At 38.8% G+C, this 15,100-nt stretch carries 17 protein-coding genes; 9 read left to right on the forward strand and 8 right to left on the reverse strand.

What is annotated here, in order from left to right; genetic code table 11:
• The first annotated feature begins 7 nt into the window (after window positions 1-7).
• Both wrbA and cycA read left to right on the forward strand, forming a co-directional pair.
• Window positions 8-601: an NAD(P)H:quinone oxidoreductase gene (wrbA, locus tag PCI70_RS06645; RefSeq protein WP_269914539.1), complete on the forward strand. Its 594-nt coding sequence runs from the start codon at window positions 8-10 to the stop codon at window positions 599-601.
• Window positions 602-640: 39 nt separating this feature from the next.
• Window positions 641-2,014 carry a D-serine/D-alanine/glycine transporter gene (gene cycA, locus PCI70_RS06650; RefSeq protein WP_269914540.1) on the forward strand — a complete coding sequence of 458 codons (1,374 nt, stop codon included), beginning with the start codon at window positions 641-643 and terminating at the stop codon, window positions 2,012-2,014.
• Here cycA and PCI70_RS06655 read toward each other — a convergent pair.
• From PCI70_RS06655 to PCI70_RS06665, 3 genes are all read right to left on the reverse strand, one after another.
• Complete coding sequence (locus PCI70_RS06655) at window positions 2,011-2,592, reverse strand: xanthine phosphoribosyltransferase (protein WP_269914541.1); 582 nt, start codon at window positions 2,590-2,592, stop codon at window positions 2,011-2,013. The genes cycA and PCI70_RS06655 overlap by 4 nt on opposite strands.
• A 74-nt stretch (window positions 2,593-2,666) precedes the next feature.
• Window positions 2,667-3,341 carry a DUF3108 domain-containing protein gene (locus PCI70_RS06660; RefSeq protein WP_269914542.1) on the reverse strand — a complete coding sequence of 225 codons (675 nt, stop codon included), beginning with the start codon at window positions 3,339-3,341 and terminating at the stop codon, window positions 2,667-2,669.
• A 4-nt stretch (window positions 3,342-3,345) separates the two neighbouring features.
• Window positions 3,346-3,963, reverse strand: a complete 618-nt coding sequence (locus tag PCI70_RS06665; RefSeq protein ID WP_269914543.1) for a hypothetical protein — start codon at window positions 3,961-3,963, stop codon at window positions 3,346-3,348.
• 113 nt (window positions 3,964-4,076) lie between these two features.
• On the opposite strand from PCI70_RS06665, the gene PCI70_RS06670 reads away from it, so the two are divergent.
• On the forward strand, window positions 4,077-4,943 hold the full coding sequence (locus tag PCI70_RS06670) for an energy transducer TonB (RefSeq protein WP_269914544.1): 867 nt from the start codon (window positions 4,077-4,079) through the stop codon (window positions 4,941-4,943).
• On the opposite strand, the gene ybeY is transcribed toward PCI70_RS06670, so the two are convergent.
• Genes ybeY through miaB form a run of 3 tightly spaced genes read right to left on the reverse strand, consistent with a single transcriptional unit; the run spans window position 4,919 to window position 7,938 of the window.
• Window positions 4,919-5,407 (reverse strand): rRNA maturation RNase YbeY, encoded by a 489-nt coding sequence (gene ybeY, locus PCI70_RS06675; RefSeq protein WP_269914563.1) that lies wholly within the window; start codon window positions 5,405-5,407, stop codon window positions 4,919-4,921. The two genes, PCI70_RS06670 and ybeY, sit on opposite strands and share 25 nt — an antisense overlap.
• Window positions 5,408-5,416: 9 nt before the next feature.
• Window positions 5,417-6,457 carry a PhoH family protein gene (locus PCI70_RS06680; RefSeq protein ID WP_269914545.1) on the reverse strand — a complete coding sequence of 347 codons (1,041 nt, stop codon included), beginning with the start codon at window positions 6,455-6,457 and terminating at the stop codon, window positions 5,417-5,419.
• Window positions 6,458-6,492: 35 nt separating this feature from the next.
• Entirely contained in the window at window positions 6,493-7,938 is a 1,446-nt protein-coding gene (gene miaB, locus PCI70_RS06685; protein WP_269914546.1) for a tRNA (N6-isopentenyl adenosine(37)-C2)-methylthiotransferase MiaB, read from the reverse strand.
• Window positions 7,939-8,064: 126 nt separating this feature from the next.
• On the opposite strand from miaB, the gene PCI70_RS06690 reads away from it, so the two are divergent.
• From PCI70_RS06690 to PCI70_RS06705, 4 genes are all read left to right on the forward strand, one after another.
• Window positions 8,065-9,987, forward strand: a complete 1,923-nt coding sequence (locus PCI70_RS06690) for a lytic transglycosylase domain-containing protein (RefSeq protein WP_269914564.1) — start codon at window positions 8,065-8,067, stop codon at window positions 9,985-9,987.
• Between the two features lie 2 nt (window positions 9,988-9,989).
• The gene (locus PCI70_RS06695) at window positions 9,990-10,634 is read left to right on the forward strand and encodes a ribonuclease T2 family protein (RefSeq protein WP_269914547.1); all 645 of its coding nucleotides are present in this window, start codon (window positions 9,990-9,992) and stop codon (window positions 10,632-10,634) included.
• Window positions 10,635-10,681: 47 nt separating this feature from the next.
• On the forward strand, window positions 10,682-11,665 hold the full coding sequence (locus tag PCI70_RS06700; RefSeq protein WP_269914548.1) for a malate dehydrogenase: 984 nt from the start codon (window positions 10,682-10,684) through the stop codon (window positions 11,663-11,665).
• An 84-nt stretch (window positions 11,666-11,749) separates the two neighbouring features.
• Window positions 11,750-11,983 (forward strand): DUF2789 family protein, encoded by a 234-nt coding sequence (locus PCI70_RS06705; RefSeq protein WP_269914549.1) that lies wholly within the window; start codon window positions 11,750-11,752, stop codon window positions 11,981-11,983.
• On the opposite strand, the gene PCI70_RS06710 is transcribed toward PCI70_RS06705, so the two are convergent.
• Both PCI70_RS06710 and PCI70_RS06715 read right to left on the reverse strand, forming a co-directional pair.
• The gene (locus PCI70_RS06710) at window positions 11,975-12,493 is read right to left on the reverse strand and encodes a hypothetical protein (protein WP_269914550.1); all 519 of its coding nucleotides are present in this window, start codon (window positions 12,491-12,493) and stop codon (window positions 11,975-11,977) included. The genes PCI70_RS06705 and PCI70_RS06710 overlap by 9 nt on opposite strands.
• A gap of 13 nt (window positions 12,494-12,506) precedes the next feature.
• Complete coding sequence (locus tag PCI70_RS06715; protein WP_269914551.1) at window positions 12,507-13,106, reverse strand: 2OG-Fe(II) oxygenase; 600 nt, start codon at window positions 13,104-13,106, stop codon at window positions 12,507-12,509.
• 105 nt (window positions 13,107-13,211) lie between these two features.
• Between PCI70_RS06715 and PCI70_RS06720 the strand changes: the two genes are divergently transcribed.
• Both PCI70_RS06720 and pssA read left to right on the forward strand, forming a co-directional pair.
• Complete coding sequence (locus tag PCI70_RS06720; RefSeq protein ID WP_269914552.1) at window positions 13,212-14,069, forward strand: 23S rRNA (adenine(2030)-N(6))-methyltransferase RlmJ; 858 nt, start codon at window positions 13,212-13,214, stop codon at window positions 14,067-14,069.
• A gap of 15 nt (window positions 14,070-14,084) precedes the next feature.
• Window positions 14,085-14,894: a CDP-diacylglycerol--serine O-phosphatidyltransferase gene (gene pssA / locus PCI70_RS06725; RefSeq protein ID WP_269914553.1), complete on the forward strand. Its 810-nt coding sequence runs from the start codon at window positions 14,085-14,087 to the stop codon at window positions 14,892-14,894.
• Window positions 14,895-15,100 lie beyond the last annotated feature (206 nt).

Below are 15,100 nucleotides of genomic sequence, written 5' to 3' on the forward strand. Positions count from 1 at the left end.
AAATTTGATGCAACCTTATGTTTTAGTATTATATTACAGTAAATATGGCGCAACAAAAAAAATGGCGCATTTAATAGCAGATGGTATTGAGTCGACAGGAATTGCAACCAAAGTTAGAACTGTACCGCAAATATCTTCTACAATAGAGGCAGTGGAACCAAGCATTCCTGAAGAAGGTGATATTTACTGTACATTGGAAGATTTGCAAAACTGTGCAGGCTTGGCATTAGGTTCAGCAACTCGTTTTGGAAACATGGCAAGTGAACTAAAGTACTTTTTAGACCAAACCACAACATTGTGGCTTAGTGGTGCACTGCATAATAAACCTGCTTGTGTTTTTACTTGTTCAGGCTCTATGCATGGCGGACAAGAAAGTACACTTTTAAGTATGTTACCGCCGTTATTTCATCATGGCATGATGCTATTAGGGCTTACCAATGGATCATCTGAATTATCAAATACTAAAACAGGTGGCACACCGTATGGTGCAAGTCATGTCAGTGGCTCACGTCATGACCAAAAAATGAGTACAGATGAAAAAACACTATGTTTCCATCAGGGCGTGCGTTTAGGACAAGTTGCCCAACAACTCCTAAAATAAGGTATAGTGCCTGCCTATTTTTTTTAGAGTTTAAAGGTTATGAGCTCACATGATCCTCAAGAGTTACGGCGAGGCTTAGATAATCGTCACGTTCAACTTATGGCAATTGGTGGCGCCATTGGGACAGGGTTATTTATGGGCTCTGGTAAAACAATTAGTTTGGCAGGTCCATCTATTGTGATTACGTATGCGGTGATTGGCTTTATGCTTTTCTTTGTAATGCGTGCAATGGGTGAATTATTACTGTCCAATACACAATATAAATCTTTTATTGATTTTGCCTCTGATTTATTAGGGGATTGGGCAGGTTATTTTGTGGGTTGGACATACTGGCTGTGTTGGATTGTAACAGCTGTTGCCGATGTGATAGGGATTGCATCATATGTTCATTTTTGGTTGCCCGATCTAAACTCGTGGTTACCTGTTTTAAGTGCAATCTTATTATTTTTAGCACTCAATTTAGCAGCAGTAAAACTCTTTGGTGAATTAGAGTTTTGGTTTGCCTTGATTAAAATTGTGGCAATTGCAGGTTTGATTGTGCTTGGCTTATATATGATTGCAACAGGCTTTACATCACCTACAGGAACAACCGCATCTTTTGCAAATTTTTGGAATCATGGCGATTTATTTCCAAAAGGCTTAATGGGCTTTTTTGCAGGGTTTCAGATTGCAGTATTTGCTTTTGTAGGGATTGAGCTTGCAGGAACAACCGCCGCAGAGGTTAAAAATCCTGAAAAAAATCTACCTAAAGCGATTAACTCTATTCCGTTACGTATTATTTTCTTTTATGTTTTTTCGCTGATCATTATTATGTCAGTTTCGCCGTGGGATCAGATTGTACCTGAGCAGAGTCCGTTTGTGACCATGTTTGTACTTGCAGGAATTCCAATTGCAGCAAGCTTGGTCAATTTTGTGGTATTAACCTCAGCATCATCGGCTGCAAATAGTGGCGTATTTTCCACAAGCCGTATGTTGTATGGTTTAGCAGAAAAAAAGGTCATTCCTGCATGTTTTGCAAAGCTTTCAAGTAATAGTGTGCCTGCAAATGCACTTATTTTTTCTTGTTTGTGTGTGTTGCTTGCTTATGGGGTTTTATCTTTAATGCCTACAGCCATGGCTGCATTTACCGTTATTACCACAGTGGCTGCAATTTTATTTATCTTTGTGTGGTCAATTATTTTAATCAGTTATATGGTCTATCGCCGTAGATCACCTGAATTACATGCAAAGTCTAATTTTAAAATGCCGGGCGGTATTGTGATGTGCTATGTGGTGCTGAGTTTTTTTGCGTTTATTTTAGTGTTACTAACATTAGAAAAAGACACACTCACTGCATTGTTATATACACCACTTTGGTTTGTATTATTGGCATTTGGTTATTACTTATCTACCAAAAAAAGAAAGACTGCTTAAGCAGTCTTTTCTACAAAACGAACAACGCCATTTTCTAGTGATGCCACACGGGCTAACGATTCTACGCGGTAGCCTTTATCGAGTAAAAGCTGACGCCCTGTCTGAAATGATTTTTCAATCACAATTCCAACACCGATCACTTCTGCTTCTGCTTGCTTAATGAGGTCAATCAAACCTAACGCAGCTTGCCCATTTGCCAAAAAGTCATCAATCACTAATGCTTTGTCTTGTGCTGTTAAATGCTTTTTAGAAATAGCAATTGTACTTTCAGTTTGCTTAGTAAATGAATAAACTTTTGCTTTAAATAGATCATCTTTAAGTGTAAGCGATTGGTATTTACGAGCAAAAATAACAGGTACGCCAAGCACTAAACCTGCCATGACAGCAGGTGCAATACCTGATGCTTCAATGGTGATAATTTTGGTGATGCCTTGATCCTTAAAGCGTGTTGCAAATTCTTGCCCAATTTGTTGCATTAAAACAGGATCAATCTGGTGATTTAAAAAAGCATCAACTTTTAAAACTTGGTCAGAAAGCACAATGCCTTCTGTACGAATTTTTTCTTCAAGTGCGTGCACTTTAAATAGACCTCTATATTCTGTTTGCTTTTTAAGCAAAAAGATATTTTAAGAAGCATTTAAAAAATTACAAGTTAAAATTTCTTATAATTGGTGAGTGTTAAACCATATGATGTTCCATCATCGTTATGTACAATCTTTACAGGTAAATAATCTAATTTTGGAGCAAGCCAAAAAATTGTATTACGGTCAGGGCGACTATGTTGCATACGTACTTTAATTGCCTCAAATGTTCCATAATTAGTTTGTATTTGCTCTGTTCCCTCCTTAATGAATTGACGTTCATCGATACCTTTAGCATCAGTTAATAAGTAAGTAGAGCGCAAACGATTATTTATTAAGTCTTCGCGAATTTGAACTTCTGCATTGAGTTCATCTAATACATTAGGCTGCCACTGAAAACTACGTTTTTTTTCTTTTTTCTGTGTTGAAATAACATGCTTGTTAGCATCAAAATGAATACTCATATTGTCTTGATGTACTAAAATTTTACTTGTACGGCTAAAGTCCTTTGAATCAACTATACCTTTATTTAGATTAAATGAGCTTTTTTCAGAAGCTGATGCAATCATCCCTGCCGTAGCAGTGAAAACATAATTCCAATTCTGATTTTTTTGTGACAGTGTACGTGTTGCACTTCCTAAATTTTTACCATTGTAGGCAAATTTATAACTTGCCTCAAAAGGAGTTATTGCAAATAAATTACAAGACAACGTACTCGCTGCAATAAAAAAAAGAATTTTTTTCATAGTATTATTCACCACTTGGCATTTTATTAAATAAAGCTTCTAAATTTACATTACCCATTACTACAAGTTCTGACTCACGTAATACGGCATGATTGACATGAACTTTATTGAGCGTTTCTAATACAGAGCGGTTTTTACCAAGCCATTGGTTCAGGTCTAAATAAAGTAAACCATCTTTAACTTGTACCACGTTAAATTTTTGTAAAATCATACCCAATGGGTCTTTGTTTAACACTTTTTGAAAAACAAATAGGGCACATTTAAAGCCCATTTTTTGGAAGATATTTTTAAATGTGGCTTCAATGACGTTAGTTTTACTAATTTGTTCAAAAACTAAAAGTTGTACGTCTTTATTGAGTTCCATCTGTAAGAGTTTTAAATCTACAGAGAGCGTTGTATGTAACCCTTGTACGTCAATTGTGGCATATAAACGTAACCAATCGTCGTGTACATCGGCATGGAGGTCTTTTAATAAACCAACGTTGTCGGTCACAAAACGCTGAAAAGTGGCATTTAAAAAAACTTGTGACAAAGCAAATTCGCGCTCTTCCTCAATAAATCCACCTGCTTTTTGGTAAGCATTACGTATATGATTAGAAATACTGGTGATTAGCGTTGGCATAAATTTTTCCAAAAATCGGTTATTTTTAGACAAGAAATAACATTATAATCGCCTTTATTGGCAAGTTGTTATAGTTTACGTTTTTTTTAATAGATTGTGGTCATTTTAATGTTATGGCAAGAGCGCAAATAGGCGAAGATTATTCGTCATTAAAAGATAAATTTTTTTTGCTATGCATTGTAATCGCTGTGCTCCTGCATGCAGGGTTGTTGTTGTTTCAATTTACAATGCCTCAGCAACAAGGTTCGGTACAAGATATTGCAGTGACGATTCGACCAAGTGAAAAATCTGTTGAGCATGCTGACTTTTTGGCACAAGCAGATCAACAAGGTAGTGGTCAATATAAGGATAAACATAAAACATCGACTGAGATTGCCCCTGCACCCGAAACGCAAACGGCAGGCGAACAGGCACAATTACATGAATTAGAAATGATCCAACAACAACGCCAATTACACTTTGAAGAAAAGGTGCTGATGACAGTGCTAAGTTGGCAAAAACAAAGTGAAGAACAAGAGCGTAAAAAAGCTAAAGAACAATTTGAAAGTCAATATCAAGCTAAAGCAGCCATGATTGCAAGTCTAGAAGCCCAATATTTACGCCGTCAGCAAGATTATAGTCGTCAACAAAGTATTAAAACGGTGGATGGTATTCAAGCAAAGCGTGATGCTTCTGCGGCTTATTTAGAAAAATTCCGTGAAAAAGTAGAGTTGTACGGTAATCGTTATTATCCCGAACAAGCCAAACAGCTTGCAGGTGAGGTACAACTGATGGTGATTTTAAATGCCGAAGGTGGCATACGTGCTATTCGATTATTAGAAAGCTCAGGACATACAATTTTAGATGAAGCTGCGAAAAACTCTGTTCGCCGTGGTGCGCCTTTTGGACGTTTTGACAAAAATATGCAGAATATTTCCGAGCTTCGTATTGTAAGAACGTGGCGGTTTGATCCTGCTCAAGCAGAGTTTGAAGTTAAATAAGGATTAGCTAAATCAAGTTTTGCTAAAATCTCAATTTCTAAACCTTCCATTTCTTCTGCATCTTCTTCGCTTGTTTCGTGGTCATAGCCAAGAAGGTGTAGCGTGCCGTGTACAAGCATGTGAGTAAAATGATGTAGAGGTTGTTTTTGTTGTTCTTGCGCTTCTTGTAATACAACAGGAACACACACCACTAAATCACCCAATGGCATCGCATCTAACATGCTCAGCACTTCTTCGGGTATATCACTTGGAAAAGACAATACATTGGTTGATTTGTCTTTTTGGCGATAAGCGAGGTTCAGTTCATGACTTTGTGCATGGTCAACACAGGCAATGCCAATCTCACAATCTTCGTTTAAACCAATATGACGTAGGGCAGTTTCGACCACTTTTTTAATATAAGCACGTTTCAGCACCAATTCTGGCACTGAAACATCTTGTTGTAATGAAAGGTTAAGTTTCAACACAATTCCTTAATTTTGTGCATCTGCTGCCGCATCGTTTTGTGCAACGAGTGCTTCTTGTTCTGCTTTTTTGGCAGCACGCTCTTCGCTATTCAAGCGATTTTGCTCGCTGTCCCAACCTTCGTAAGCTTCTACAATTTTTTGCACAAGTTGATGTCGTACAACATCGCGTGAATGAAAGTGAGTAATATGAATTTCGGGAATATTCTCAAGCACACGTAAGGCATGAGAAAGCCCTGAACGTTGTCCACGAGGTAAATCGACCTGTGTAATATCTCCTGTAATCACAGCACGAGAACCAAAGCCTAGACGTGTTAAAAACATTTTCATTTGTTCAGGCGTGGTGTTTTGTGCTTCGTCTAAAATGACAAAGGAATGATTTAAGGTACGACCACGCATATATGCTAAGGGTGCAACTTCAATAATTTGGCGTTCAATCAGTTTTGCAACTTTCTCAAAGCCTAACATTTCATAAAGTGCATCGTACAATGGGCGTAGATACGGGTCGATTTTTTGCGTAAGATCACCCGGTAAGAAGCCAAGTTTTTCACCTGCTTCTACCGCAGGGCGCACAAGCAAGATACGCTGAATTTCATTGCGCTCTAGCATATCTACCGCAGCAGCAACTGCAAGATAAGTTTTACCTGTTCCTGCAGGTCCAACCCCAAACGAAATGTCGCTTTGTAAAATACGCTGAACATAACGTTTTTGGTTGGCACCGCGTGGGTTAATGCGTCCTTTACGTGTTTGTAGCCAAACCTCATCTAACCCTGTGTGTTCTTGAGTTTGGCTACCTTGAATCATCACATGAAGTTGATCGGCACTGATGGGATCAGTGGATTCTTCATACATTTTATTGAGTAGCGTTTCGGCACGCTCAACTGCTTCTAAATCGCCATCAACGTAAAAGGTATCACCACGATGTGTGATTTGCACTTCTAAGCGTTGTTCAATTTGTTTCAAATGACCGTTATAAGCACCGAGCATGCTTTTTAAACGCTCCATTGAAACACCCGGAAAAGCTATTGTACGTCGGATCGCTGCAGTCAAGAGAGTTCCTTTATCTTTGAGTTAATACCCTTACATTACGCTACGTCAGGCTCAAGATTCAAGAGTTCTCCGTAAACTAAATTCAATGTTTTAATTTCGGTAATTTCGATTTCTGCAAAACGTCCAATCCAAGATGCATCACCAATAAAGTTCACAAAACGTGTGTTATCGGCAGTGCCTGTTAATACGTTTGGATCGTTCTTGGAAATACCTTCAATGAGCACACGTTGTACAGTACCTAACATGGCATCTGTTTTAGCAATACTTGATTGTTTAATCACTTTTTGTACTTTAGCCAAACGCGCTTTTTTTACATCTTCAGGAATATTGTCTTCAAGTTCAGACGCAGGTGTTCCCGGACGTTTTGAGTAAATAAAGCTGTATGAGTGATCAAAATCTAAGTCTTCAATAAACTGTAATGTTTCTGCAAAATGATGATCTTGCTCACCCGGGAAGCCAATAATAAAATCGCTTGATAAGTGTAAGTCGGGACGAATTGCACGAAGTTTTGCAATTTTATCCACGTAAATATCAATGGTATGGTTGCGCTTCATGCCTTGTAACACATCGTTAGAGCCACTTTGCACAGGTAAATGTAAGTGAGACACCATTTGTGGTAAATCACGATAACATTCAATTAACTCTTCAGAAAATTCAAGTGGATGCGATGTGGTATAGCGTAAACGTCCAATACCCGGAATTTCTGCAACAAGACGCAACAGTTCTGCAAATGTGCAAATACCACCGTCAAATGTTTCGCCACGGTAGCCGTTTACGTTTTGTCCCAATAGGTTAATTTCACGTACACCACGTTCTGCAAGCCCAACAATTTCGGCAAGTACATCATCTAATGGGCGTGAAACTTCTTCGCCACGTGTGTATGGCACAACACAGAATGAACAGTATTTTGAACAGCCTTCCATAATAGAAACAAAAGCTTTGTGTCCTTCTACGCGTGGCTCGGGTAAAAAGTCAAATTTTTCGATATCTGGAAATGAGATATCGACCAATTTAATTTTTTCTTTTTTTGGTTTTTCAATTTGTTCTTGATGCTGATCTAACATCGTAGGTAAACGGTGCAGTGTTTGTGGTCCAAAAATCATGTCGACATACGGCGCACGCTTTTGAATGTTATCACCTTCTTGAGATGCCACACAGCCACCAACACCAATCACAAGATCAGGGTTTTTGTCTTTAAGTTTGCGCCAGCGTCCAAGTTCACTAAACACTTTTTCTTGTGCTTTTTCGCGAATAGAGCAGGTATTCATGAGTAGAATATCAGCTTCTTTAGGGTCTTTTGTGAGCACATAACCGTGCGAATCGCCTAATAAGTCTGCCATACGATGACTGTCGTATTCATTCATCTGACACCCTTGCGTTTCAATATAAAGTTTTTTTATTGAATCGCTTGGCGTGTGCTGGTGAACAGTGTTGTCTGAGGCAGCTGGGGCGTGAGTAGGAATGAAGGTTTCAACCGTCATGTTGGCTCCTAGCAGAGATAAAAAGAGCGGCAGTTTATCACTTTATCCAAAAATATTACATAACGTAACAAGAAACCTGAGGCGGTTGCATTTAAACTGATGACAAAAATGATGGCGCAAAACGGAATGGGTGTGGGAACAGCAAAAAATTGGCTATGGCTTTTTTTATGCGGTACAGCATGTACAAGCTATGCAGATAACCAAGATTTTAGTCAGGCACTAAGAGTTGCAAACTCAAGTACGGCGTTAGATCAGTACGTATTTTCTATGCAAAACGATGTGCTCGGTTATTATCCTGAATATTGGAAGCTTAATCAAAATCTTGCTTTTCAACCTGCTGCCAATATTCTTAATTTTGTTCAACGTTACCCACAGTCGGCAATGGCAGAAAAACTCGCATCCGATTTTGTAGAAGAAAAAGTAAAACAAGCTGACTTTTTTGGGGCACAGCCATTACTGCCTTATATTTCTAATCCTGACCAAGCAGAAACTTGTGCAATTGCTCAAGTACGTGCCAAAACAGGCGATGCGTTAGCACTTGCAGAATATCAAGATTTATCTTTAAGTACTGAGAGTATGCCAGAGTCTTGTATGGGGCTTAGCCGTATATTATTACAAAGCCCTTTGATGACCACAGAAGATAAAAAACAACGCTTATGGACACAACTTAGAGCAGGGCAAACAGGACAAGCGGTGTCGACTGCCCAAGCGATTGGTTTAAATGTTTCTTTAGCTCAGCTTAACCAAATTCAACAAAATCCTTTGGGTTATTTGTGGTCTGCGCCTAAAAATAACGAAACCGATTATGCTTATTTAATTTTTGCGCTTGGGCGTTTGGCAACCAATGATTTAGTCACAGGTTTAAGTTCTGCCAATCGTGCTGCCGAAAATACGCCTCCTGATGTGCAAAAGTATTTATATCGTACAGTGGCATATATTGGTGGCACCACAGTACTTAAAAATAATTTTAACCGTATTGTGCTTAATTATTTTAACGCGAGTGTGGGGCTTGCATTTAGTCCTGAAGAAGCAGAAATTTATGCACGCCAAGCCATTCGTTTTGGTTCATGGCAAAGTGTGATTCGTGCTATTTCAAGTATGAATGTAATGCAGCAGCAAGAAGACCGTTGGCAATATTGGTTGGCACGGAGCTATGAAAATTCGGGTAACAAACCACAAGCAAATGCGATCTATCAACGTCTTGCCGATCAAGGTGATGATTACCATAACTTACTAGCGCAAGAACATTTGGGTCGAAAATACAATAAGTTAGAACAAAGTCAGCCCACATCAAATGATATTATACGTTTAAATCAAGATATCAATTTTAATCGGGCATTTACACTTAAGAGTATTAATGCACCTGCTACCTATACCAATCGTGAGTGGAATTGGGCAGTACGCCAATCATATTTAAAACATGATGATGGGCTGCTACTTGCCGCAGCACAACGCGCAACCCAAATGGGTTGGTATGACCGTGCAATTTACGCGGCAGATCGTACCCAAAATCGCCATAATTACCGTTTGAGATATGCAACACCACATCAAGATGCAGTTGTGGCACATAGCGCAAATGTAACGCTAGATCCTGCGTGGGCATATGGGTTAATGCGTCAAGAAAGCCGTTTTGTGACCACTGCACGTTCTAATGTTGGTGCAGGTGGGATTATGCAGGTGATGCCAAATACTGCTAAATTAGTCGCTCGCCAAATGGGCGAAAGCTATAATCCTGCGGCATTAACTGATATGAATACCAATGTTCGCTATGGCACATATTATTTATCTATGATACAAGGTCAGTTAGAAGGCAATGCAGTGCTTGCAACGGCAGGTTACAATGCAGGACCTAACCGAGCACGCCGTTGGCAACCAACAGATCAGTATTTACCAGCCGATCAATATGTGGAAAGTATTCCACTCAATGAAACACGAAACTACGTAAAAAATGTCATGACCAATGCCACCCATTATGGCGTCATATTGGGACAGGGATTACAGGATATTGGAAAATGGATGCGCGACATTCCGACGCGTGCAGAACAATAGATATGAAGAAGTTAAAACATTATGTCGTCATTTTAGTCATGATGGGATGTTGTGTGGTCAGTCGGGCAGATATTGCAATGACCACAACGGGTAATTTAGGATATGTATTACATATCCAGATGACCCCTGCCATCTGTGAAATTGATGATAACGCAAAACGCCAACGTAAATGCTTAGAAGGGTACGCCATGACAGTTGCAAGTTTGGTACCTGAAGTGATGCGTTCGGACTGCTTTACCAATACGTCAGCTAATTTATCTCAAGTACAATCTAAAGTTGTGGCACGCTTAATTCCTGATGAAGCATATCGTGTACAACTTTGGCGCACCATTGGTGGTTGTATGCCAATGAATGCATCGCAGTATTTTAGAACAATGACGACATTTGCACAAAACCTGAAAATTCCAACCTTACTCACAGATGCTGCATCGCATACAGTTTCTTATAGTGCGTTACAAGACCAATTTATGAAACTGAATAATAGTTTGCCTGCAAATGCAATTCAATTTAATTGTCAACGTGCTGGACGTAAAGCATTACTTACCCATGCCAGTATTTGTTACAAAACCAATGGACAATTTAAAGCATGCCCAACACAAATCACGGCAAATTGTCCAACAAATTTTAATATTCAGGGTACATATTAGGCAGTTTAAGAGTACAATCATTAAGATTTTAACAAGGAGATCATGACATGAAGCAACCCGTTCGTGTTGCCGTGACTGGCGCTGCAGGTCAAATCGGTTACAGTTTACTGTTCCGTATTGCAAGTGGTGAGATGTTAGGGAAAGACCAACCAGTTATCTTACAATTACTCGAAATTCCTGTAGAAAAAGCACAACAGGCACTGCAAGGTGTCATTATGGAATTAGACGACTGTGCATTTCCATTACTTGCTGATGTGATTGGTACAGACGATCCAAATGTTGCATTTAAAGATGCAGATTACGCATTACTTGTCGGCGCGCGTCCGCGTGGTCCAGGTATGGAACGTGCTGATCTATTACAAGAAAATGCAAAAATCTTTACTGTACAAGGTAAAGCATTAAATGATGTAGCAAGCCGTGATGTAAAAGTATTGGTTGTAGGTAATCCTGCAAATACAAATGCTTATATTGCAATGAAATCTGCACCAGATTTACCTGCTAAAAACTTTACTGCAATGTTACGTTTAGATCACAACCGTGCTTTAACGCAAATTGCTAAAAAAACAGATAAAGCTGTTAAAGATATCAAAAACTTAACAGTGTGGGGTAACCATTCACCAACCATGTATGCAGACTATCGTTTTGCAACAGTAAATGGTGAACAAGTTAAAGATTTAATTAACGATCAAGAATGGAATGAAAATGTTTTTCTACCAACGGTAGGTAAACGTGGTGCGGCAATCATTCAAGCACGCGGTTTATCATCTGCAGCTTCTGCGGCAAATGCAGCGATTGATCATATGCATGATTGGGCACTCGGCACTCAAGGTGAGTGGGTGACAATGGGTGTACCTTCAGATGGTTCTTATGGTATTCCTGAAGGCATCATTTATGGTGTACCTGTAACGTGCGAAAATGGTGAATATAAACGCGTTGAGAATTTAGAAATTGACGAGTTTAGCCGTAAGTATATGGATAAAACACTTGCCGAATTAGAAGAAGAGCGTAGTGCCATTAGCCACTTACTTTAGTAACAAAAAAAGCACCTTTTAGAAGGTGCTTTTTTATATCAAACTGTGCATACAATAAAACAAACAACAAGGCAGGATAACAACATGTTTAATGAACAACCCACCCTAGAACTACTCTTTGAGCAACTTGGCTTAGAGGTTGATGAAATGGATCAATTTATACAATCACATCAACTTCCAAAAGATGTTCAACTTGAACACGCGCCGTTTTGGAATGACTCTCAACGTTCTTTTTTAAAAAATCGCTGTGCAGAAGATGATGAATGGGCAATTATTGTAGATACGCTTAATCAACTGTTACATGAAAAATCAATTTAACTTGTGCTGAATTAATGTTTTGAACCAATGCTCTGCATGAAATGGTTTAAATGCAGAGTATTGTTGTAATAAAATTGGGTCAAAAGTAACCGTTTTTTCGTATTTAACTAACCAATGTCGTGTTAACGCGTTTTCTTGTTTACAAGCACAGGAATATGCCAAAAATAAGAATATATTGCCATCATTTAAGTGTGCCAATGGCTTTAAAATTTGCTGGGTAATCAGTGCAAACTTTGTATCATGACTCAGTTCAAAATAAATCATATACGCTTTAGCCAGTTGTAAAGACAAATCAAGATAAAGCGATACGGAAATATCTTCAAACTCAATTCGTCCTTGCTCTAAAATAGCAATCGCTTCGTGCAAAAAATGAATTTGTTCTTGTTTATTTTTGCTTAGTGCCACCAATTGTAAGCGTAAATCTCCACGCTCTAAAGCTAACTCAGCCGAATTTTCACTTAAAAATAACTGATCTGTTTCACCAAGGCGTTCAATAATACGTTTAGTCATTCAATTCACTCACTTAAATTAAAGGAATATCGCTTCGTAACCAACCCGTAATAGATAAACGTTGTTGCTTAGACAAAAGTACTTCATGCAGTAAGTTACTTTGAAAAATTACAATACGATTTGGCATGGGTTGAACAATATGCCAATGACCTTGTTTATCTTGCAAACGTAGTTCGCCACCAAAGTCATTTTGCCATGCTTCATGCAAATAGAACACACTCGAAACTATGCGCCCATTTTTTTCTTGTGGATTATCACGGTGTAACGCATAAAACTCACCTGCGTTGTAACATGCAAAATGTGCTTCTATATCTTTAATACCTAAAAAGAATACCCGATTTAACTGCTGTGCTAATGCCATTAAACACTGCGTGTGTTGCTGTGCAATACAAAGGGTGTCATCTAACCATAAAATATGATCACTACGAATATTACTTACAACCCCATTTTGGATTGCAGCTTGCCGAAAAGATTCTAAATGAGACATGCATTCAAGACGTACTGCATTTAAATATTCAGTAGAATAAGCCGCATCAAGAATATAAAAGCCAAATTCATCTAATTGATTGATAATGCGCTCAATATTCCAATGCGCAGGCAAAGACATTTGCATAACTGTTTAGCAAAAAAAATGACACAGAAGAATACCCTGATTTGAGACGTTACATGTAAGTTTTTTTTTCATGTTAATATAGCCTCAGAAATTAGGAATATATTCATGAATTATCGTCATCATTTTCATGCAGGCAACTTTGCTGATGTTATGAAACACGTGTTACTCCTTCAGCTTTTAACACGCTTAAACGAAAAAGATAAACCGTACCGTTATATCGACACCCATGGTGGGGCAGGTAAATACAATTTATCAGAAGCACCATCACAAAAATCGGGTGAATTTTTAACAGGTATCCATCGCTTAATTCAGTTAGAAAGTGCGCAAAAGAAAACAGCACCTGAAGCTATTAAGCAATATATGAATCATGTTGAGCAATTACGTGATCAAGAAAGTAAAGGTGCTTACCCAGGTTCGCCGTGGTTTGCACTTCAAGGCATGCGCGAAATAGACAAAGCCACTGTATTTGAAATGCAGCCTGATGTGTTTGAACAATTACGTCATAACATTCGTGATCGCCGTATGGGACTACACCATCGTGATGCTTACGAAGGCTTACTTGCGATGATTCCACCAAAAGAAAAGCGTGGATTAGTGATGATTGATCCACCTTATGAGGTTGAACGTAAAGACTTTCCTCAATTGGTAGAACTTATTCAAAAAGCACACAAAAAATGGCCAACAGGCGTATTTGCCATTTGGTATCCAATTAAAGACCGTGTGATGACAGATCGTTTTTACAAAAAAATGGCAAAAACAGATATTCGCCGTCAACTTGTATGTGAAATTTGTATTTGGCCAGACGATACGCCTGTTGGACTCAATGGCTGTGGCTTAATGGTAATCAACCCACCTTGGAAATTTGCACAACAAGCAAAAGATGCATTGCAATGGTTACTTCCTCATTTACGTATGCAAGAGGAAGGCGCACAAATTGCAGTGAAATGGACGGTTGGCGAATAACAAAGGAACGTAGATATGCGCAATACACCCAAAAATGATGGGGACTATTCTGACGATACCCATGATGGACTTACATTTGAAGTTATCGAAGAAGAAGATACGAACGAAGGTGAAAAAGTAAAACGCCGTGGTATCTATCTTTGGCCAAACCTCATCACAACGGCAGCGCTATTATCGGGTTTTTATTCTATTGTTGCGAGTATGGATGGTCATTACTTGCATGCAATCTATGCAATTTTTATTGCGGCATTACTAGATGGTTTAGATGGACGAGTAGCACGAGCTATTGGTGCACAAAGTCCATTCGGCGAACAGTTTGACTCTTTATCAGACCTTATTGCTTTTGGTGTTGCGCCTGCAATTTTAATGTACAGTTGGGATTTACACGAGTTAGGACGTATTGGTTTAGCATGCTGTTTTGTGTATACAGCATGTGGTGCATTTCGTTTAGCACGCTTTAATGTACAAATTGGGACTGTGGATAAACGCTATTTCATTGGAATTGCGAGTCCATTAGCTGCAATCTTGGTGATTTGTTTGGTTTGGGTTAGTAAAGATTACCCTGAATTATTTACACTCAAAGAAAGAACCACACAGATTTTTTATGCTGTGATTATGGTAGTCGTTGGCTTACTGATGATTTCAAATGTGAAGTATTATTCGTTTAAGCAAATGGATCGAAAGCGAGTACCGTTCATTTTCATGCTTCCAGTAGTACTTATATTAGCGGCAATGACATATAACATTCCTGTTGGCATTTTAATTGTTTGTTCGCTCTATGCACTCTCAGGATTTGTCACGACATTTCTAGCTAGGCGACACTAAGTAGTTTTAAAAGGCACTTAATTCAAGTGCCTTTTTTTATAAAAAATCTTTACTTATAATATAGAAAAGACAAATCATCTGTGCGATGTGCGATGTGCGATGTGCGATGTGCGATGTGCGATGTGCGATGTGCGATGTGCGATGTGCGATGTGCGATGTGCGATGTGCGATGTGCGATGTGCGATGTGCGATGTGCGATGTGCGAT

Source organism: Acinetobacter sp. HY1485 (genome assembly GCF_027568475.1).
Taxonomy (GTDB): domain Bacteria; phylum Pseudomonadota; class Gammaproteobacteria; order Pseudomonadales; family Moraxellaceae; genus Acinetobacter.

Coding starts and splice junctions, on each gene's coding strand:
- wrbA (WP_269914539.1), top strand. CDS start 8: ATGCAACCTTATGTTTTAGTATTATATTACAGTAAATATGGCGCAACA.
- PCI70_RS06720 (WP_269914552.1), top strand. CDS start 13,212: ATGAATTATCGTCATCATTTTCATGCAGGCAACTTTGCTGATGTTATG.
- cycA (WP_269914540.1), top strand. CDS start 641: ATGAGCTCACATGATCCTCAAGAGTTACGGCGAGGCTTAGATAATCGT.
- PCI70_RS06710 (WP_269914550.1), bottom strand. CDS start 12,493: ATGACTAAACGTATTATTGAACGCCTTGGTGAAACAGATCAGTTATTT.
- PCI70_RS06705 (WP_269914549.1), top strand. CDS start 11,750: ATGTTTAATGAACAACCCACCCTAGAACTACTCTTTGAGCAACTTGGC.
- miaB (WP_269914546.1), bottom strand. CDS start 7,938: ATGACGGTTGAAACCTTCATTCCTACTCACGCCCCAGCTGCCTCAGAC.
- pssA (WP_269914553.1), top strand. CDS start 14,085: ATGCGCAATACACCCAAAAATGATGGGGACTATTCTGACGATACCCAT.
- PCI70_RS06665 (WP_269914543.1), bottom strand. CDS start 3,963: ATGCCAACGCTAATCACCAGTATTTCTAATCATATACGTAATGCTTAC.
- PCI70_RS06690 (WP_269914564.1), top strand. CDS start 8,065: ATGGGTGTGGGAACAGCAAAAAATTGGCTATGGCTTTTTTTATGCGGT.
- PCI70_RS06670 (WP_269914544.1), top strand. CDS start 4,077: ATGGCAAGAGCGCAAATAGGCGAAGATTATTCGTCATTAAAAGATAAA.
- PCI70_RS06660 (WP_269914542.1), bottom strand. CDS start 3,341: ATGAAAAAAATTCTTTTTTTTATTGCAGCGAGTACGTTGTCTTGTAAT.
- PCI70_RS06715 (WP_269914551.1), bottom strand. CDS start 13,106: ATGCAAATGTCTTTGCCTGCGCATTGGAATATTGAGCGCATTATCAAT.
- PCI70_RS06695 (WP_269914547.1), top strand. CDS start 9,990: ATGAAGAAGTTAAAACATTATGTCGTCATTTTAGTCATGATGGGATGT.
- PCI70_RS06700 (WP_269914548.1), top strand. CDS start 10,682: ATGAAGCAACCCGTTCGTGTTGCCGTGACTGGCGCTGCAGGTCAAATC.